This is a genomic window from Marinobacter halodurans, from assembly GCF_004327985.1.
Taxonomy (GTDB): Bacteria; Pseudomonadota; Gammaproteobacteria; order Pseudomonadales; family Oleiphilaceae; genus Marinobacter_A; species Marinobacter_A halodurans.
Map to the genome: position 1 here is coordinate 21,627 of NZ_SJDL01000024.1, position 19,845 is coordinate 41,471.

The following is a 19,845-nucleotide window of genomic DNA, read 5'->3' on the forward strand; positions in this document are numbered from 1 at the left end:
GTCCTGTCGCGAGTGACGTTTTATTCCCTTGGGGTGCTTTTCGGGATTGTCCATGAACGATACAAATCCTCCTCTACAGCCTTCGCGCAGCAAGCCGTGGAACGACCCGCGGGTGCGCGCGATTTTCTTCCAGGTCGTGGCCCTTGCCGTGATCGCCTGGTCCGGCTGGACACTGATCGAGAACACGCTCGCCAATATGGAGAGCCGTGGGATCAGTACCGGTTTCGGCTTCCTCGACCAGTCTGCCGGTTTCGGCATCATCATGAGCCTGATCCCCTACGATGCGACCTACAGCTATGGCCGCACGTTCTTTGTGGGGTTGCTCAATACCTTACTCGTCTCGGCCATGGGCATCGTGGCCGCAACCATCCTGGGCTTCATCGTCGGCGTAGCCCGTCTCTCCAGCAACTGGCTGATCGCCAAACTGTCGCTGGCCTATATCGAAGTGATCCGCAACATTCCCATTCTGCTGCAGATTTTCTTCTGGTACTTCGCCGTGCTGCGCAGCCTGCCGACGCCGCGCCAGAGCGTGGATGTGGGTGGCGTGTTCTTCCTCAACAACCGCGGACTCTATTTGCCGGATCCGATTGCGCAACCGGGATTTGGCTGGGTGGAGGCCGCGCTGGTCATTGCGATCGTGGCGGTCGTGGTCATCAAGCGCTGGGCCAAGAAGCGCCAGCAGGCTACGGGGCAGATCTTTCCCACGGTCAAGGTGGGTATCGGCATCCTGATCGGGCTGCCGCTGCTGGCGTACCTGGTGACCGGTGGCCCGTTGCAGTGGGATGTTCCGGCGCTGAAGGGGTTCAACTTCGGTGGTGGGATTACCCTGATTCCCGAGCTGGCGGCCCTGTGGGTGGCGCTGACGCTGTTCACCGCGGCTTTCATTGCCGAGATCGTGCGTTCCGGGATCCTGGCGGTTAGCAAGGGGCAAACCGAAGCGGCCCGCGCGCTCGGCCTGCACAACGGCCTGACGCTGCGTCTGGTGGTGATTCCCCAGGCCATGCGGGTGATCATTCCGCCGCTGACCAGCCAGTACCTGAACCTGTTCAAGAACTCGTCGCTGGCGACAGCTATCGGTTATCCCGATCTGGTGTCGGTGTTCATGGGCACGACGCTCAACCAGACCGGTCAGGCCGTGGAAGTGGTGGCCATGACCATGGCGGTGTACCTGACCGTCAGCCTGCTGATCTCCTTCTTCATGAACCTGTACAACCGCGCCGCCGCGCTTAAGGAGAGATGATGAGCGAATCGATGGCACCTCCCAAGCGCGCGTTTGCGCCCATACGGTGGATGCGGGAGAACCTGTTCAACACCTGGTACAACGTCCTGCTGACCGTTGTGGTCGTCTATATGATCGGGACCAGTGTCGGTCCCCTGCTGAACTGGCTGTTCCTGGACGCCACCTTTACCGGCGCCGATCCCAAGGACTGTATCGGCGATGGCGCCTGTTGGCTGTTCATCAACCAGCGGCTGAATTTCTTCATGTATGGCTTCTACCCGGATGCCCAGCAGTGGCGGGTGGACATCATGTTCCTCCTGCTGGCGGTGGCCTTCGTGCCCCAGTTCATCGAGCGCTTCCCGGCGCGGCGCTGGCTGGGCATCTTCGGCATGACCGGCCTGCCGATCATCGGCTACATCCTGATTCCCGGTGGCTGGTTCGGCCTGGAAGAAGTCCAGAGCCACAAGTGGGGCGGATTAATGCTGACGCTGATCCTGGCCTATGTCGGCATTATCGGCTCGCTGCCGCTGGGAGTCATCCTGGCCCTGGGCCGGCGCTCCGAGATGCCGATCATCCGGGGCTTCTGCGTCATCTTCATCGAGGTCTGGCGGGCGGTACCGCTGATCACCGTGCTGTTCATGGCTTCGGTAATGCTGCCGCTGTTCCTGCCCGAAGGCATGAACTTCGAGAAGCTGTTGCGGGCGCTGATCGGCATCACCCTGTGGCAGTCGGCCTATATGGCGGAAGTCATCCGTGGTGGCCTGCAGGCGATTCCCCGTGGCCAGTACGAGGCGGCCAGTGCCCTGGGACTGGGCTATTGGCGCAAGATGCGGCTGATCATCCTGCCGCAGGCGCTGACGCTGGTCATCCCGGGCATCGTCAACACCTTCATCGGCCTGTTCATGGACACCACACTGGTCCTGATCATCGGCCTGTTCGATATACTGGGAACGGTCCAGTCCACGATCACCGACCCGTCGTGGCAGAACGTCGCGACGGAAGGCTATGTCTTTGTCGCCTTTTGTTTCTGGGTGTTCTGTTTTGGCATGTCCCGCTACAGCCAGAACCTGGAGCGCAAGCTGGATACCGGTCACAAGACCTGATGGAAAACTATCATGACTGAACAAATGCAATCCGAGCAGGGCCAGGCGGTCGTTGACTCCGCCAAGGCGGATAAAACCATCATTCACGTGGAGGCCATGAACAAGTGGTACGGCAGTTTCCACGTGCTCAAGAACCTCAACCTGGACGTGGCCCAGGGCGAGCGGATCGTCATCTGCGGGCCGTCGGGGTCCGGCAAGTCCACGTTCATTCGCTGCATCAACCGGCTGGAGGAACACCAGCAGGGCAAGATCGTGGTGGATGGCGTGGAGCTCACCGACGACGTGCGGCAGATCGACAGCGTGCGCAGGGAAGTGGGCATGGTGTTCCAGCACTTCAACCTGTTCCCGCACATGACGGTACTGGAGAACTGCTGTGTCGCGCCCATCTGGGTGCGCAAGACGCCGCGCAAGGAAGCGGAGGCGACCGCGATGGAGTACCTCAAGCGGGTCAAGATTCCGGAGCAGGCCAACAAGTACCCGGGCCAGCTGTCCGGCGGACAGCAGCAGCGGGTGGCCATCGCCCGGGCACTGTGTATGAAGCCGAAGATCATGCTGTTTGATGAGCCGACATCGGCGCTCGATCCCGAGATGATCAAGGAGGTGCTCGACACCATGGTCGAATTGGCCTCAAGCGGCATGACCATGCTGTGTGTGACCCACGAGATGGGCTTTGCCAAGACCGTGGCCGACCGGGTGATCTTCATGGACGGTGGCGAGATCGTCGAATCCGCGCCGCCCCATGAGTTCTTCGACAACCCCCGGGAACCCCGCACCCAGCAGTTCCTGAAGCAGATCCTTCACCACTGATCCTGCCTGTCATCGACTTTCCGGTTGACCGTTTGCCGGAAAGTCGATGACAACCCGATTCTTCCGGTCAATACTTGAAGGCATACCGTCCCCGCATGGGCTCCAGCCCGTGTCGGCAGAGGGTGATCCACACCCCGGGACGGCCGGCGTTGACTGGCGTTGTGATCGTACCTGCCCACCGCGGCAGCCTGGCGACTTCCGGACCACGGTCAGTGGTTGGATGGCTTTTGGTTGCCGGGGGTGCGACATGGTCAGATCCTTGGGGTCCCGTTCCTGTTTCCTGTCTCTTGCGGTTCTTTTGTTTGTCCTCCTTATGACGCTGGCGTCGTCGCCGGTCGCGGCCTATCAGTTGGTGGTGGCCGAATCGGCGAACCGAAGCGGTGCGGTTGCCCTTGCAGGCCAGACCGTCGACGGCGTTATCTACGTGTTCATCGACCAGGATAGCGGTCTGGATCAGGTACGCTTCCGGCTGGACGGTGTGGAAGTGCAGGTCGAAAACCACGCGCCCTGGGATTTCAGCGGAACGACGTCCAGCGATGACAGCATGCCGTTCGATACAACCACGATCGCCAATGGGCCCCACACGATCGCAGCGAGTTTGCTGGCAGGAGGCCAACTGGTCGCCACGCTCACGGCCACGTTCGATGTCGCCAATGCGGGCACTGGCCCCCAGGACGGTGATGATGCGCCCCAGTTCCATACCGGCTGGCGCGGCGATCCGGCCACCAGCCTGACGGTCTCCTGGTTGCTGCGCCTGCCACCCGCGGACCCGGTGGTCGAGTACCGCCCGGCCGGCTCTGCTGCCTGGCAGTCCGCACCGGCGCAGGTCACCGACACCACGCTGGAAGGCAGTCTGCTGGAGGCGACCCTGACCGGCCTGCAATCGAGCCAGCGCTATGACCTGCGCGTCAGCCTGGCGCCGGGCGTGACGAGCCGCCTGTACAGCGCCACCACCCTGCCCGGCTCCGGCGCGCATGACCTGGAGGTGCTGTTCGTTGCCGATACCGGGCTGGTTGGCCGGGACGATGGCCTGACCACCGGCACCGAACAGGTGATCCTGGAAATGGCCAACCTGGCGCCGTCGCTGGTGCTGCTGGGGGGCGACTACGCCTACTACAACACGGACAAGCGCTACGGCACGTTGCAGGCCACCATTGGGGCCTGGTTCGAGCAGATGCAGCCGCTGTTCGAGTATTCCCCGATCATGCCCACCTACGGTAACCACGAGATCCTGCTGGGTGAGGGGTTCGGCGACTGGGCGATGCATTTCGCCACCCCGGACGGCTGGAGCAGTCGCCGCATGTACAGCTTCGATGCCGGGGACGTTCACTTCGTTTCCGTCTTTGGTGTGGATGAATACGCCAGCCTGCCGACTGACGCCCTGCAGTGGCTGGATGCCGACCTGGCCGATGCCCGCGCCCGGGGGCAGCGCTGGCTGATACCGTTTTTCCATGCCTCGCCTTTCTCGGACGGCAGCAATCACGGCTCGGCACTGCCCCTACGCGGCCAGCTCGGCCCCATTTTCGAGGCGTACGGCGTCGAAGTGGTGGTGACGGCCCACGACCAATCCTTCGAGCGCACCTTCCCGCTGGTGGATGTGCCGACCAGTAACACACCCACCACCACCGCCCGCAGTTGCTATGACACGGACGAGGGCACGACCTGGCTGAAAGTGAGCCCCGGCGGTAAGTTGAGCAATATCTCCAGGGACTTCTCGCCCTGGAGGTCGGCCACGCCGCCCTACTGGACGGTGGTGCGGGACAACACGCTGCACCATTTCGCCGAGCTGAGCTTCACCGCCACCGGGGAGCTGGTGGTGAACACGCTTGGAGTGACCGGGACCGGCGAGCCGCCCGTGCTGGTGGACCAGTTCCGCTACAGTCAATCCGGCTGTGGCGCCCAATACCTGGCGGATCCGGTTGCCCTGGACTTCGAGGTGGCTACCGACGGCAATGACAGCCGGAGCGTGTCGCTGACCTCCACCGGCATATCGCTCGATTTCACGGTCGGACCGACGCCGGACTGGTTGAGCGTGTTGCCGGCCAGCGGAAGCACGCCCGCCACCCTGACCTTTGCGGTGGATGGCTCCCGGCTCGATCCCGGTACACAGGTGGCCCACGTCGCTATCCGTCAGGCCAGCGGATTGGCGCTGGTGATCCCGGTTACGGTGCGCCCGGGGGCCGGTGCGTATTCGCTGCGGGTATCGGGCGCTCCCGACCGAAGCGCCTCACAAGCGCTGGACGGCGCCTCGCTGCAGGGCAACCGGTATATCTTCCTGAGCCCGGAGGTCAACGTAAAACAGGCCCGGTTCTACCTCGACAATCCCAGCGCTTCGGGTACGCCGCGGCAAACGGAAAACGTCGCCCCCTACGACTTTGCCGGTACCCAGTCCTCGGATCTGGCGATGCCCTTCGATACGACCTCGATTGCCGATGGCCAGCATTCGGTCACGGTGAGCGTGACCACACAGTCAGGCGATGTCCTGGTGACGACGGCCGACTTTGTGGTAGCCAACCTCGTCCCCCAGCTGTCGGTGAAGCCGTCTGATGTGAACATCACCCTGCGCTCGCCGCAGACCAGTGACCAGGCCACGCTGGACCTGGTGATGACGGACGGCTCCCAGGTGGATTACATCGCCACCAGTGATGCCGGCTGGCTGTCCGTGTCGCCGGCATCCGGGACGACGCCCGACACCTTGACCGCCATGATCGACACCGATGGGCTGGCTCCGGGGAACTACCAGGGGCAGGTTCACATCAGCGCAACCGGCCAGGACGATGTCGTCGTGACCGTTAACCTGGCCTTCGACCTGGCCAGTCCCTATGACCTCCGGGTCAGCCTGCAACCCAGCCGGGACGGGGCAGTACCGCTGGCGGGTCAGACGTTGACCGGCGAGGCCTACGTCTTTGTGCCCGACGTGGCCGGTATCTCGCGGGTGCGTTTCTATCTGGACGATCCGGAGCGGCTGGGCTCGCCGATCAAGACCGAGGGGCGGGCGCCCTGGGACTTTGCCGGGACCGTGACGGGCGGCAGCAGGCCGGCCTACCCGTTTGACTTTGGCACGCTCAGCGGCAGTCACCAGATCACCGCGGCGGTGGATACAACGGACGGTTTGCGCGTGGTGACGGCGGGGTTTACGGCAGGCAACTGATAGTCGGTCGGTGATCCGGCGCCGGCGCCGGATCACCGTGGGTGGATCAGCGCAGGGTCGGGTTCAGGGTATAGGTCCCGCTGACGCGGGCGCTGGCCAGCACGTGGCCCTGCATGGCCTCGCGTACGGCGTCGCCTTCGAACTCGCCGCTCAGCCCGAGCGTGTCCACGTCCAGCGCGTGCACTTCGAAGTAATAGCGATGCACCAGCTCGTCGTTCCAGGGCGGGCAGGGGCCGTCGTAACCGGCGTAGGTGCCGGCCATGTCCGGGTTACCGGCCAGGAAGTGGGTATAGGTGTTGACGCCGCGAATACCGATCGGGCCGGGGCCGCCTTTCTTGCCCTTGGGAATCACGCCGTCGCTGTCTGCCCCTTCCGGAATGCGCTTGGTGTCCGCGGGTACATCCACCAGAAGCCAGTGGAAGAAATCCACCCGGGGCAGATCCTTGTCGACCGTCTTGCCTTCCTGGTTCACATCGTCGGCGACGCTCGGCACGTCTGGGTCGTACATCATCACCACGAAGCTCCGCGTGCCGGCCGGGGCGTCCGACCACTCCACTTCCGGGTTGCGATTGGGGCCGAAGCTCATGTGGTCCTCTTCGCTGTAGACACCGAACGCGAAGGTTTCCGGGATAGGCTGACCTTCGGTAATCCCTTTCACTTGCAGTTTCACGGTTTGCTCCTTACTTGGTTTGGAGAACGGGGGGAAGCCGCTGAACAAGCCCTGATCGGCCGATACCCGGCCAGCGCTTGTTCAGGGACTCCTGAGTATGTTGTAACAGGGCGTTTTTCCCTGTGTCCAGTGTCGTTTTTGTCAGTCAGGGCGGGTGGCTGGAGGGCAGCCTGCGGCCTTGGTCTGGTATCGGCGATGTAGTAAAATAACTACATCGTGAGGTCCGTGCGAAAATCCGATGACTGCGTTGGCCGTAGCGTCCGGAAGTCGCATTGAGTGTATCCCGCCCACTCGATAGGATACGCCCTCCTCACCCTGAGTGAAGACAGCCAAAAGCGTCTGGCACGGTGCCGTCTCCAGCCCAGAGCTGTTGGCTGTCTTTTCTTATTGGGAACTCCGCAATGGATACACTGCATCATATTGTCGTCGTCGGCGGTGGCGCCGGCGGTCTTGAACTGGTCACGCGCCTGGGTAACCGGCTCGGTAAAAAGCAGAAAGCCCGCATCACGCTGGTGGACGCCGGACTGACCCACGTCTGGAAACCGTTGCTGCACGAAGTGGCCTCCGGATCCCTGGATGCCAGCGCCAACGAGATCAACTATCGGGCCCACGCCCGCAAGCATCACTACGAATTCCAGTTGGGCCGCATGGGCGGTCTGGATCGCGACAGGCGCGAGATCGTGATCCAAGCCTTCCACGACCAGGACGGTGAAGAGGTGGTGCCGGAGCGGCGTATCGGTTATGACACCCTGGTGATCGCCGTCGGCAGTACCGCCAACGATTTCGGCACGCCCGGAGCCCAGTCCAACTGCCTGTTCCTGGACAGTCTCGAACAGGCGCGTCGCTTCCACGACCTGATGCTCAATGCTTTCCTGCGCAAGAATCATGACGCAGCGGAAGGCGGCAGCGGCCGTTTGCCGATCACCATCATCGGCGCCGGGGCGACTGGCGTGGAACTGGCGGCGGAATTGCGGCTGGCATCCCGTGAGCTGCCGGTTTACGGGATGAACAACCTGCGTCAGGACGACATCAGCATTACGGTGGTCGAGGCGGCTGACCGCATACTCCCGGCGCTGCCGGCGAGGCTTTCCGTGGCCGCCACCAGGGAACTGCTAAACCAGAACGTGAAGGTACTGACCGGCCAGCCGGTCAGCGAGGTGCGCGAACGCAGTATCGTCATGAAAGACGGCATTGAACTGGCCTCGGAAATGACGATCTGGGCGGCCGGCATCAAGGCACCTGCCTTCCTGGCGAAACTGGGCCTGGAAACCGGTCGCGGCAACCAGCTGCTGGTCAGGCAGACGCTGCAGACCACCCGGGACGACGACATCTTCGCCCTCGGCGATTGTGCCGCCTGCCCACAGCCGGATTCCGACCGGCCGGTGCCGCCGCGGGCCCAGTCCGCCCACCAGCAGGCGGCGACACTGTACAAGTCGCTGGTGAACCGGCTGGAAGGCAAGGAGGCGGTGCCGTTCGTCTACAACGACCACGGCTCGCTGATCAACTTCAGCCGCTACACCACCGTCGGCAACCTGATGGGTAACCTGTCCGGCCGTAGCATGTACGTCGAAGGCAAGGTGGCGCGGCTGTTCTACCTGTCCCTCTACCGCATGCACCAAGTGGCCCTGCATGGTCTGCTGCGCACCGGCGTGATCTGGTTCATGGACCGCATCAGCCGGGCGATGCAGCCGCGACTGAAACTGCACTGACGCCATCGGCCAGTGAAAACGTCGGGATCGGTCACCGATCCCGGCGGCCTCTGGTGACATACTGAATCCAGTACAACGATATACTGGAGTGCGTATGTCCCCGACCCCCCTGACGGATCTGCTGGGTTTCGATCCCCATCTGGTCACCCTGGCCCTGGCGCCGGCGTTCTTCCTGGCGATGGCCGGCGAGTGGCTGCACCTGCGTCATAACCGCACGGCCTACCCGTCAGCCACCTACACCTGGGCCGATACCCTCTCCAACATGTCCCTGGCCGGGCTCTATCAGGCCAGCGACGTGATCGCCGCCCTGCTGACCATCGTGGTCTACAACGCCCTGTTTGACGTGCGCCTGTTCGATATTCCGTTCAACGGCTGGTCGGTGGCGCTGCTGTTCCTGGTGCAGGACTTCGTCTACTACTGGTTCCACCGGGCGCATCACCGCATCCGCTGGTTCTGGTGCTCCCACGTGGTCCACCATTCTTCCGAGAAGCTGAACCTTTCCACGGCCTTTCGCCAGAGCGTGACCTATCCGATTACCGGCATGTGGCTGTTCTGGCTGCCGATCGTGTTCATCGGCTTTCCGCCGGAAACGGTCATCTTCGCCGTTGCCATCAGCCTGGCCTACCAGTTCTTCATCCACACCCAGACCATCGGCAGGCTGGGGCCACTGGAATGGATCCTGAACACCCCATCCCATCACCGCGCCCATCACGGCCGCAATCCGCGCTACATCGACAGGAACTACGGCGGCATCCTGATCGTCTGGGACCGGCTGTTCGGCACCTTTGTGGAAGAGGACGCGGTGGAGAAGCCGGACTATGGCATCCCGCGCCAGATCCGCACCCACAATCCCGTAACGCTGAATTTCCACGAATGGCGGGACATGTTCCGGGATCTGGTGGCGCCGGGACTGACGCTGAAAGAGCGGGCTCTGGTGCTGTTCGGGCCGCCGGAGCTGGCGGACGCGCTGGGGCGGAATCGGTCGGCGGAAGGGATGGAGCGGGTGAAGGGAATCGAACCCTCGTCGTAGGCTTGGGAAGCCTCTGCTCTACCATTGAGCTACACCCGCGTACCGGTCTCCTGAGGGAGATATTTCAGGCAGCCAATATAGATTGTAAACTCTTGTCAGGCAAGGGCTCCGTGAGGATTTGACGTGCTATGATCCAGAGAGAGACTGACCTCCCGGAATACCGATTTGACCACCGATTCGCGCCCTGTTTTCCGACGCGCTCTGGTCCAGGGATGGCCTGTCCTGCTGGTGCTTGCACTGGGGACGGCGCTGACAATGATTCTGGCCCAACGTGCGGCGGAGGCCGAACGTCAGATCGTGCAATCCCGTTTCGAGCAGGAGGCCCGCTCGCGTATCCTGCTGGTGGAGGAATTGATCAAGGGGCAGTTACGTGAGCTGGATGCCATGCGCCGGTTCATCACACTGGAATCGGAGCTGACCCGCCACGAGTTTGAGACCCTCGCCCGTCTGTCCGACCGCGTCCCCATGACGGTGGGCTGGATTGAAAATGTCTCGGCCAGCCACATGGCGGTCTACCGGAAGCGGATGGACTATTATTACCAGCGCCAGTTCCGCCTGCGCCTGCCGGAATCCGTCGAAGATCTGAGTTCCGGGGACATTCGCCGCCATTTTCCCATTACCTACCAGAAAACCAACGTACCGGGTGCCAACCTGGTGGGCATGGACCTCAGTTACCTGCCGTCGCGGATGCATGCCTTCGAGCAGGCCATGATCACCGGCCAGGCCGTCATGGTGGCCGGTATTCCCACGCTGGACGACCCGGATGACGACTCGGGCATCGTGGTCTTTGCGCCCGTATTCAACGAGGATTCGGTTCACGACGTCACCGACCGTCACTACGGTAATCTGCGCGGCTTTATCGGTATGGGGCTGCGACTCAGTGCCCTGGCTCGATGGGTGTCGTCGGCTCACAGCGATTCCCCGGGGATGCGTCTGAACTTCGAGGAATTCGCGTCGAACAGTCCGGCGGTGAGCCTCGTCAGCGACAGCCGGGGGTTGTCGTTCTCCCGCGATATTGACCTGGCTGACGGCTCAGTGGTGATCCGGGCCGAGCCGACGGATCTGACGGATTGGCGACCTCGGCCGACCGCGTTGATCGCCGTTGTTGCCGGTCTGGCGGCCACGTTCCTGTGTGCGGGATACCTGGCCTTGACGCTGCGGGGGCGCGCCCGTGCCGAAGCCAGTGTTATCCGGCGTACCGCGGAGTTGCAGGACGCCCTCGAGGCCCTGTCCGAATCCGAGGCGCGCTGGCAGTTTGCGTTGGATGGTTCCGGCGATGGCGTCTGGGACTGGCGCCTGCCCGAGAACCAGGTGTATTTCTCCAGCGGCTGGAAAACCATGCTGGGGTACGCCCCGGACGAGATCGACAACACCCTCGGCGAGTGGTCGGACCGACTGCATCCGGAGGACCGCAAGGCTTGCCGGCAGGCTTTGGAGGCCCATTTCTGCGGCGAGTCCGACAGCTACACGAGCGTGCACCGGATGCGCTGCAAGGACGGCCGCTACAAGTGGATACTGGACCGGGGCAAGGTGACCGAGTGGAATGCCGACGGCCGCCCGACGAGGATGATCGGAACCCACTCCGACATCAACCACGTCAAACAGACCGAATTGGAGTTGCGTGAGGTCAACGCCTACCTGTCCGGTATTTTTGCCTCTGCTGAAGACGTTGCGATCATGGTGACACGACCGGATGGTGACATTGCTCTGTTCAACCGGGGGGCGGAGAAACTGCTTGGCTATGAGGCCGCCGAAGTGGTGGGCCGGATGACGCCGCTGGCTTTCCATGACCCGGGCGAGGTGGCGGCCTGGGGGAAATGGCTTGGCATGCGCGACGGGCGGGCGGTCACCGGTTTTGAGGTGTTCCGCCGGTGTATCGAAGACGGCCGGCATTGTTCGGAACGCTGGACCTACCTGCGCAAGGACGGTGAGCGCCGCAAGGTGCAACTGACGATATCCGGCATTTTTGACGAGTCGGGCAAGAACCTCGGCCTCCTGGGCGTGGCCGTCGACATGACCGAGTACCAGCGGGCCGTGGACGCGCTGGAGCAGAACGATCACCTGCTGCAGGATCTGACCGCCAACGTGCCCGGCGTGATCTACCAGTTCCTGAACCGGCCGGACGGTTCGGCGTCCTTCCCCTACGTCAGCGACGGGATCTGGGATATTTTCGAGATTACGGCGGAACAGGCCCATGAGGATGCCGCCAATGCCCTCCGTCGTATCCACGCCGAAGACGCCGCGGCCGTCCAGGCCTCCATCGATCGTTCCCGTGACAATCTGGTGCCCTGGATCTGTGAGTTCAGGGTGGTGTTGCCGGAGCATGGCGTGCGCTGGCTGCGTGGCGAATCAACGCCACGCCGGGCGGAGGACGGCAGTACCCTCTGGCATGGTTATATTTCAGACATTACCCAGATGAAGACGCTGGAGTTCCAGTTGCGGGAGCAGGCGACGATGGACCCGCTCACCGGGGCGTTCAACCGACGCCACCTGGAGACCCACTGGCAGCGGGAGATGGCCCGCTTCCGTCGCCAGGGTATGGCGTTTGCGATGATCATGCTGGATATCGATCATTTCAAGACGGTTAACGACAGCCATGGCCACGATGCGGGCGACGAAGTACTGGTCCGACTCGGACGGTTGTTGCGTCATGAGGTCCGTTCCACCGACGTCGTCTATCGGCTTGGCGGTGAGGAATTCCTGATTCTCTGCGAAGACACGGACCTCGAGGGTGCCGGCCGTCTGGCCGAACTCCTGCGGGACCAGTTGCGCCAACATCCCATGCCGTTTCCGGAACCCGTGACTGCCAGTTTCGGCGTCGTGGAAGTTTCGCTGGACGAACCCATGCCCCGGGCTTTCAAGCGCCTGGATGAGCTGCTCTATCTGGCCAAGGCCAACGGCCGCGATCAGGTGATCCTGGCGCCGCTGGAACCGGTCCACTGATCCCCACCCACCGACAGCCGTGTCGCTGTGTCTCTGACTGGGCGTCGAGAGCTGTTATCATGCTGGGGAATGGACTGGAGTTAGCATGGATCCAACGCTCACCCTAATCGGGGCCCTGATGCTGGTCATCAGCATCCTCCTGAGCCCCCTTTCCAGCCGGCTGGGAATGCCGGTGCTTCTGATATTTCTCGCGGTCGGCATGCTCACCGGTGAAGACGGGCCGGGGGGCATCCATTTCGACGATTTCGAGCTGGCCTTCCTGGTGGGGAACCTGGCGCTGGCCGTGATCCTGCTGGACGGCGGCATGCGGACCCGTGCCGAAACCTTCCGGGTGGGGCTGCGGCCGGCCTTGCTGTTGGCGTCGTTGGGCGTGGTGATCACCGCCGGCATCGCCGCCGTGGCAACGCACTACCTGTTCGGTATGGACTGGATACCGTCCCTGCTGATGGGGGCGATCATTTCCTCCACCGATGCCGCGGCGGTCTTTTCATTGCTGCAGGGCCGGGGCCTGCACCTGAACGAACGGGTGGGGGCGACCCTGGAGATCGAATCGGGCAGCAACGACCCGATGGCCATTTTCCTGACGCTGGCGTTGCTGGCAATCATGACCAGGGAGGAGTCCGGGCTGCTGGGCAGTCTCTGGTTGCTGGTCGAACAGTTCGGCATCGGCGCGGTCATGGGCGTGTTGGGCGGGCGCCTGATGGTGCGGCTGGTGAACTGGGTGCGCCTGATGCCGGCGCTGTATCCGCTGCTGGTGGCCGCCGCCGGCATCGCCCTGTTCTCCGTGACCAACATGCTGTCCGGCAGTGGCTTCCTGGCGATCTACCTGGCGGGCGTCGTCCTCGGCAATCGCTCGGTGCGGATGATGCCTCTGATCCTGCAGGTCCACGATGGCCTGGCCTGGCTGGCGCAGATGAGCCTGTTCCTGATCCTTGGTCTGCTGGTCAATCCCAGCCAGTTGATGCCGCTGGTCGGCGGCGCCCTGGTGTTGTCGCTGATCCTGATCCTGTTCGCGCGGCCGCTGGCGGTGTTCGCCACGCTCTGGCCATTCAGTTTCAACCGTCGTGAGCTGACCTTTATCAGTTGGGTCGGCCTGCGCGGCGCGGTGCCCATCGTACTGGCGCTGTTCCCGATGATGGACGGCTTGCCCGAGGCCCCGCTGATCTTCAACATCGCTTTCTTCGTGGTGTTGGTGTCGCTGGTGGTCCAGGGCAGTTCCCTGGCCCGCATTGCGCGCTGGCTGAAGCTGGAGGTACCCGCCCCGGAGGAACCCTATCGGCGTCTGCCGCTGGACGTCCCGGCGGCGGGAGACCACGAGCTGATGCTGTTCCCCCTGCGGGGCGAACGCTGGTCCGACCCCCGGCCCCTGTCACGCATCACCATGCCGGAGCATGCGGCCGTCGCCGGAGTCTTCCGTAACCGGCTGTGCATGGCGCCACGGCCGGAGACGATGGTCCAGCAGGGTGACGTGCTGGCGGTGTTTGCGCTGTCCGACAGCCTGGGCGACCTGGGGCAGACACTCAGCGGCCGGCAGCCCCCGCGCCACCTGACGGAGCGCACCTTCTTCGGCGACTTCGTGCTCAACGGCGACGCCCTGCTGGGGGACGTGGAGCAGGTGTACGGCATCGAATTCGACGAGCTGTCGCCGGAGCTGTCCCTGGCCGACTGCTTTGCCAAGAAGGCCAAGGGTCATCCGGTGGTGGGCGACCGGGTCGTGCTGGGTCCGGTGACGCTCGTGGCCCGGGCCACCGAAGCGGACCGGGTCACCAAGGTGGGCCTGAAAGTGGAGGAGGGATCGGCGCCGGGCAGATTCTGAGGGGCTCGTTCACCCGGTATGGACATGGTATTATTGTTATAATATAACATTATGAGGCCTGCCATGCCGTTTCCCACCCACCTGATCCTGGGCTTCCTGGGCGCGGGAAAGACCACCGCCATCCGTGACCTGCTGACCCGTAAACCAGCGGGCGAGACCTGGGCCGTGCTGGTCAACGAGTTCGGCGAAGTCGGGATCGACGGCCAACTGCTGGCCGACACCGGCGCTTTCGTGCGGGAAGTGCCGGGCGGCTGCATGTGCTGTGTGGCCGGCCTGCCGATGCAGATGGGGCTCAATATGCTCATTCGCGAGGCCCGCCCCGACCGGCTGCTGATCGAACCCACCGGCCTGGGTCATCCGGCCCGCATCATCGAGACACTGCAGAACGAGTTCTATCAGGACGTCCTGAGTATCGGCGCCAGCATCGGCCTGGTGGATCCCCGTCGTCTGGACGAGCCCCGGGTCACGGGCAACGTGCATTTCCGGGACCAGGTGGCCGCCGCCGATGTGCTGGTCGCCAACAAGACCGACCTGTGCACACCGCAGCAGATCCGCGCGTTCTGGCAGTGGGCCGAAGCCCTGACGCCGGCCAAACAGCGCCTCGCCCAGACCCGGCAGGGCCGTTTGGAGCTTGCCTGGCTGGACGCCGCGCCCCAGGTGCCGCACTTCGAATCGCCGCACGCCCACGATCATCGCCATGAATCCTCCGGTGTGGTGGACGACGGGGCGGACAGCGCCTGGCAGATGCGGGAGAACCACGGACAGGGCTATTTCAGCCTGGGCTGGCGCATGGCGGCCGACTATCGATTTGATGCGGATGCGGTGGTGACCTGGCTGACGGGAACGGGCTGTGCCCGCTACAAGGCCGTCCTCAACACGGTTGAGGGCTGGTTTGCCTTTAACGGCGGCGACGGGGCCATCAGCCGCTACCCGACAGCGCCAGCCGCGGACAACCGGCTGGAGTTGATTGCCGATACGCCGCTCGATGCGACCTGTCTGGAGTCGGGCCTGCGTGATACGGTGCGGGGCTGAGCCGTTCACCGACCGATACGTGCCGATTTCTCACTGTAACGTTAAGAAATCGAACACTCTCTGGGGTTGTGCTATAAAAAGCGCATTAACTTTGTGCAATCTGCTGGTTTTCTATGCATTTTCGTCGTTCAGCGCTGTTGTTGCTTTCGCTCAGTATCCTCATGCCGGGCCTGGCCTCCGCCGAGAGTCTCGCCATGGCAACTACCGACTATCCGCGCCCTGAGTCCTCCCACAGGTCGCTGGCGGTGGATCGGGTCGTGGTCCACAAGGCTCAGCGGCGTCTGGACCTGATGGTGGATGGCGAGGCCGTGAAAACCTTCCGCATTTCCCTGGGCGACAACCCCAGCGGTCACAAGCTGTTCGAGGGCGACGAGCGCACGCCCGAGGGCGACTATGTGCTGGATTGGCGCAATCCCGGCAGCCGCTTCTACAAATCCATTCACATTTCCTACCCCAACGCCCACGACCGGGAACTGGCTTCCGACTGGGGGCTGGACCCCGGCGGCGAGATCATGATCCATGGTCTGCCCAACGACGTCGGCGATATGGCGTTCGCTTTTTCGGGGCTGGACTGGACCGATGGCTGCATTGCCGTGAACAATGACGCCATGGACCAGATCTGGAAACTGGTGCCCGATGGCACACCAATCCGTATTCTTCCCTGACGCGTAACTTGACTTTACGGGTTACGAACCGGTAATTGGCGAACGTAATCGGTTGATCTATAGTTCTCAATTCGTAAGGCAGTGTTCTACACTGTTCATGACGATTTGGGCGACAGTAGTCCAAACTGTGGAACAGACAAGGAATTGGTTCCAAAGACTTCTGCAGTCTAAGGAAGCTATAACCACCAATAAGGGGTAATGAGAATGCGTAAGTTGACGATCGCAGGTTTTGCACTGGCCACCGCTCTGACTGCTGGCTGTGCCAGCACGGCCAACCAGGAAGCTATTGATGACGCAGCAGCAACTGCAAACTCTGCAGAGCAGACTGCCAGCAACGCGCTGAGCACTGCCAACTCTGCACAGAGCCGCGCTAACGCTGCTTACGAGAAAGCCGAAGAAGCTATGTCTGCTGCCATGCAGGCGCAGAAGTCCGCTGAAGAAGCGAACGAGCGCGCCAAGCGTATGCTGCAGAAGTCGAGCATGAAGTAAATTGCTCTGACGACTGCAAAAAAGGCCGGTCTGACCGGCCTTTTTTGTGCCTGACGGTTGGGTCAGTCCTGGTTGCCGTCCGGTTTCCGGGGCTCGTTGGCCGCCGGCTTGATGAAGCTTTTCATGATGTCCATGGGCAGCGGGAAGACGATGGTGGAGCTGTTGTTGTTGCTCATGTCGGCCAGCGTTTGCAGGTAGCGCAATTGCAGGGCAGCCGGATTGCGGGACATGACGTCCGCCGCTTCCACCAGCTTCTGTGAGGCCTGGAATTCGCCGTCCGCGTGGATGACCTTGGCCCGGCGTTCGCGCTCCGCTTCCGCCTGGCGGGCGATGGCACGGATCATGGATTCGTCCAGATCCACGTGCTTGATCTCCACATTGGCTACCTTGATACCCCACTCTTCGGTCTGGGCGTCGAGGATCTCCTGGATGTCAGCGTTGATCTTGTCCCGTTCGGACAACATCTCGTCAAGATCGTGCTTGCCCATCACCGAGCGCAGGGTGGTCTGCGACAGCTGGCTGGTCGCCGCACCGTAGTTTTCCACCCGGATAATGGCCTTCTCCGGATCCACCACCCGGAAATAGAGCACCGCGTTGACCTTCACGGTGACGTTGTCCTTGGAAATGACATCCTGGCTGGGAACGTCCAGCGTGATCACCCGCAGGTCCACCCGGATCAGCTGTTGGATTCCGGGAATGACGATGATCAGGCCCGGTCCCTTGACCCCCTGGAAGCGGCCGAGGAAGAACACCACGCCGCGTTCGTACTCCGGCAGGATGCGAATGGCACTGCCGAGGATGATCAGCAGGATGACGAGAGGTGCAATGTACGGTATCAGGTTGCCCAGCATGTTGGTCCCTCCGGTTGGTTGTCCTGATTCAGTGCGTCGATGGGGTGTCCGCCATGTCCTCCTGGCGGCTCACCCGCGCGGTCAGACCGTCGATGGCGTCCACCCGGACGGTCTGGCCCTGGTGAACCGCGACCGTACTGGTGGCGTTCCAGCGCTCGCCATTCAGCCGGACATGTCCCTTGTAGTGGTCGTCGTCGATGACGAACGTGTCCAGGGCAACGCCGCTTTCGCCCTGCATCTGCTCTGTACCACTGACCACGCGTCGTTTGCGCAGCCCGACAAAGCGGGTGACCGCCCAGAGCAGGAAGCCGCCGGCCACCGCCGCGGTACCGCCGATAATCGGTAGGGAAATGGCCTGGTGGGTGCCGTCCATCAGGATCACCGACCCCACGACGAAGGCCGCCAGCCCGCCCAGCCCCAACACCCCGAAGCTGGGCATGAAGGCCTCCGCCACGATGAAGGCCAGCCCCAGCAGGATCAGGGCGAGTCCGGCGTAGTTCACCGACAGGACCTGGAAGGCGAACAGGGCGAGCACCAGGCAGATGGCGCCGATCACCCCCGGAAACAGGCTGCCCGGGTTGGCCAGTTCGAAGATCAGTCCGTAGAAGCCGATGATCATCAGGAAATAGGCGACGTTGGGATCGGTCAGGACAGACAGGAGTTCGGTGCGCCAGCCCGGATTGACCCGCTCGACGGTCAGGTTGGCGGTATGCAGGACCCGCTCGCCGCTGTCCATGATGACCGTACGGCCGTCGATCTGTTGCAGCAGGTCGGGAATGTCCTTCGCCACCACATCCACCACATTCTGCTCCAGCGCCGCATTGGCATTGAGGTTGACCGCTTCACGGACCGCCCGTTCGGCCCAGTCCGCGTTGCGGCCATAGCGTTCCGCCAGGCCCCGGATGTAGGCCACGGCGTCTTCCAGGATCTTGTGCTCCATGGCGCTGCCGCCCTTGCCGGACTGCTTCGATGAGGCATCGCCATCGCCGGAGGGGGACGGCTTGTCCGGCGAAGGCGTCTGGTCCGGTTGACCCGGCAGGCCGCCCATCTGGACCGGTGTGGCCGAACCCAGGTGGGTGGCGGGTGCCATGGCGGCGATCTGGCTGCCATAGAGGATATAGGTGCCGGCACTGGCGGCACGGGCGCCGGATGGCGAGACGTAGGTGGCGACCGGTACCGGGGAGGCCAGGATGGCCTTGATGATGCTGCGCATGGAGGACATCAGGCCGCCGGGGGTGTCCATGGCGATGATGACCAACTGGACCTGATCGTCAGCCGCCTGCTGCAACCCCTGCAGCAGATAGTCCATGGTCGCCGGGCTGATGGCGCCATCGACGGTCAACAGCCGGGCGGTCCCGGTGGGGGCGTCCGTGTCCTGTGCTGCACTGTGTCCGGCGAGCATCAGGAGGGTACCGATGCCGAGCATCCATGCGATGACGCTGTGCCTGATACGCTGACTGCAGATCATGGCCATAGGTCTCCGTTCGCTGCACTCGGGCGGAGTTCCATGATCCCCGCCTGTTTCTTAGGATCCGTCTACAGAGTATACGTTCCCTTTGGCCCCGGGTCTCACTGCCGTTGTTCAGACCATTCGGGCAAGCAGCGAGGCGGGTACCCGTTTCATGATGAACCCAATGACCGTCCAGGGCCAACCCGGCACGTAGGCTTCGGCCTTCCCGGATTCGATGGCCTTGACCATCGCGCGGCATCCGGTCGCGGCATCGACCACAAAGGGTTTGTGCTTGATGCCGGCATTGATGGCGGTGCTGATGTAGCCGGGGAACAGGGTGGTGATACGGATGGGGGAGCGGGACTTGGCGAGCTCCAGCCGCAGTCCTTCGGCGAGGGCGGCGACGCCCGCCTTGGTGGCGCCGTAGGTGGTTACGTTGCCGGGCATGCCGCGCACGGCCGAAACCGAGGACACGATCACCAGTTGGCCCCCGTTCTGGGCCCGCAGGATCGCCATGCCGGCTTCCATCTGCGCCAGGGCGGCGACGAAGTTGGTTTCGGCGGTTTCCCGGTTGGCTTCGAAATGCCCCGTTCCCAGTGGCTGACCCTTGCCAATGCCGGCATTGACGATGATGCGGTCCAGCCGGCCCAGATCCTGGTGAAAGGCGTTGAAGACGTCGAAGACCTGGTCGTGCCGGTTCACGTCGAGGGGGCGGATGTGGATGCGGATATTGGGTTGCCGGCGCTGGATGTCGGCTTTCAGCGCTTCCAGGCGCTCGGTGCGGCGGGCGCACAGGGCCAGGTCGTAGCCCCGTTCGGCAAACTCCCGGGCCATGCCCTCGCCCAGGCCGGAACTGGCGCCGGTGATGAGTACCGCTTTAGCCATGGTGGTGTCCTTGTTGTTATTGGTG

At 63.0% G+C, this 19,845-nt stretch carries 15 protein-coding genes and 1 tRNA gene; 11 read left to right on the forward strand and 5 right to left on the reverse strand.

The window, feature by feature from the left end; all coding sequences use genetic code 11:
• Window positions 1-52 precede the first annotated feature (52 nt).
• From EZI54_RS14770 to EZI54_RS14785, 4 genes are all read left to right on the forward strand, one after another.
• Window positions 53-1,240 carry an amino acid ABC transporter permease gene (locus tag EZI54_RS14770; protein WP_131482658.1) on the forward strand — a complete coding sequence of 396 codons (1,188 nt, stop codon included), beginning with the start codon at window positions 53-55 and terminating at the stop codon, window positions 1,238-1,240.
• The gene (locus tag EZI54_RS14775) at window positions 1,237-2,322 is read left to right on the forward strand and encodes an amino acid ABC transporter permease (RefSeq protein ID WP_131482659.1); all 1,086 of its coding nucleotides are present in this window, start codon (window positions 1,237-1,239) and stop codon (window positions 2,320-2,322) included. Before EZI54_RS14770 ends, EZI54_RS14775 begins: the two co-directional genes overlap by 4 nt.
• 96 nt (window positions 2,323-2,418) lie before the next feature.
• Window positions 2,419-3,129: an amino acid ABC transporter ATP-binding protein gene (locus EZI54_RS14780; protein WP_423227002.1), complete on the forward strand. Its 711-nt coding sequence runs from the start codon at window positions 2,419-2,421 to the stop codon at window positions 3,127-3,129.
• A gap of 313 nt (window positions 3,130-3,442) precedes the next feature.
• Window positions 3,443-6,280: a BACON domain-containing protein gene (locus EZI54_RS14785; RefSeq protein WP_165495766.1), complete on the forward strand. Its 2,838-nt coding sequence runs from the start codon at window positions 3,443-3,445 to the stop codon at window positions 6,278-6,280.
• Window positions 6,281-6,326: 46 nt separating this feature from the next.
• Here the strand turns inward: EZI54_RS14785 and EZI54_RS14790 are convergent, their stop codons facing one another.
• A complete protein-coding gene (locus EZI54_RS14790; protein ID WP_131482661.1) occupies window positions 6,327-6,950 on the reverse strand; it encodes a YbhB/YbcL family Raf kinase inhibitor-like protein in 624 nt (207 codons plus the stop codon).
• A gap of 401 nt (window positions 6,951-7,351) precedes the next feature.
• Here EZI54_RS14790 and EZI54_RS14795 point away from each other — a divergent pair, with 401 nt between their 5' ends.
• A complete protein-coding gene (locus EZI54_RS14795; protein ID WP_131482662.1) occupies window positions 7,352-8,659 on the forward strand; it encodes an NAD(P)/FAD-dependent oxidoreductase in 1,308 nt (435 codons plus the stop codon).
• A gap of 94 nt (window positions 8,660-8,753) precedes the next feature.
• Window positions 8,754-9,689 (forward strand): sterol desaturase family protein, encoded by a 936-nt coding sequence (locus EZI54_RS14800; RefSeq protein WP_131482663.1) that lies wholly within the window; start codon window positions 8,754-8,756, stop codon window positions 9,687-9,689.
• Here EZI54_RS14800 and EZI54_RS14805 read toward each other — a convergent pair.
• Window positions 9,655-9,728, reverse strand: a tRNA-Gly gene (locus EZI54_RS14805). The genes EZI54_RS14800 and EZI54_RS14805 overlap by 35 nt on opposite strands.
• A 216-nt stretch (window positions 9,729-9,944) precedes the next feature.
• Here EZI54_RS14805 and EZI54_RS14810 point away from each other — a divergent pair.
• The 5 genes from EZI54_RS14810 (at window position 9,945) to EZI54_RS14830 (ending at window position 16,634) form a co-directional block, all read left to right on the forward strand.
• A complete protein-coding gene (locus EZI54_RS14810; protein ID WP_131482664.1) occupies window positions 9,945-12,632 on the forward strand; it encodes a sensor domain-containing diguanylate cyclase in 2,688 nt (895 codons plus the stop codon).
• Between the two features lie 85 nt (window positions 12,633-12,717).
• On the forward strand, window positions 12,718-14,448 hold the full coding sequence (locus tag EZI54_RS14815) for a potassium/proton antiporter (protein ID WP_131482665.1): 1,731 nt from the start codon (window positions 12,718-12,720) through the stop codon (window positions 14,446-14,448).
• Between the two features lie 63 nt (window positions 14,449-14,511).
• Complete coding sequence (locus EZI54_RS14820; protein ID WP_131482666.1) at window positions 14,512-15,480, forward strand: CobW family GTP-binding protein; 969 nt, start codon at window positions 14,512-14,514, stop codon at window positions 15,478-15,480.
• 113 nt (window positions 15,481-15,593) lie between these two features.
• The gene (locus EZI54_RS14825; RefSeq protein WP_131482667.1) at window positions 15,594-16,145 is read left to right on the forward strand and encodes a L,D-transpeptidase family protein; all 552 of its coding nucleotides are present in this window, start codon (window positions 15,594-15,596) and stop codon (window positions 16,143-16,145) included.
• A gap of 204 nt (window positions 16,146-16,349) precedes the next feature.
• Window positions 16,350-16,634, forward strand: coding sequence for an Lpp/OprI family alanine-zipper lipoprotein (locus EZI54_RS14830; RefSeq protein WP_131482668.1), 285 nt, complete (start codon window positions 16,350-16,352; stop codon window positions 16,632-16,634).
• Between the two features lie 62 nt (window positions 16,635-16,696).
• On the opposite strand, the gene EZI54_RS14835 is transcribed toward EZI54_RS14830, so the two are convergent.
• The 3 genes from EZI54_RS14835 to EZI54_RS14845 form a co-directional block, all read right to left on the reverse strand.
• Entirely contained in the window at window positions 16,697-17,485 is a 789-nt protein-coding gene (locus tag EZI54_RS14835) for a slipin family protein (RefSeq protein WP_131482669.1), read from the reverse strand.
• 28 nt (window positions 17,486-17,513) lie between these two features.
• Window positions 17,514-18,953, reverse strand: coding sequence for an NfeD family protein (locus EZI54_RS14840; RefSeq protein WP_131482702.1), 1,440 nt, complete (start codon window positions 18,951-18,953; stop codon window positions 17,514-17,516).
• 114 nt (window positions 18,954-19,067) lie between these two features.
• Window positions 19,068-19,820 (reverse strand): SDR family oxidoreductase, encoded by a 753-nt coding sequence (locus EZI54_RS14845; protein WP_131482670.1) that lies wholly within the window; start codon window positions 19,818-19,820, stop codon window positions 19,068-19,070.
• Window positions 19,821-19,845: the final 25 nt, after the last annotated feature.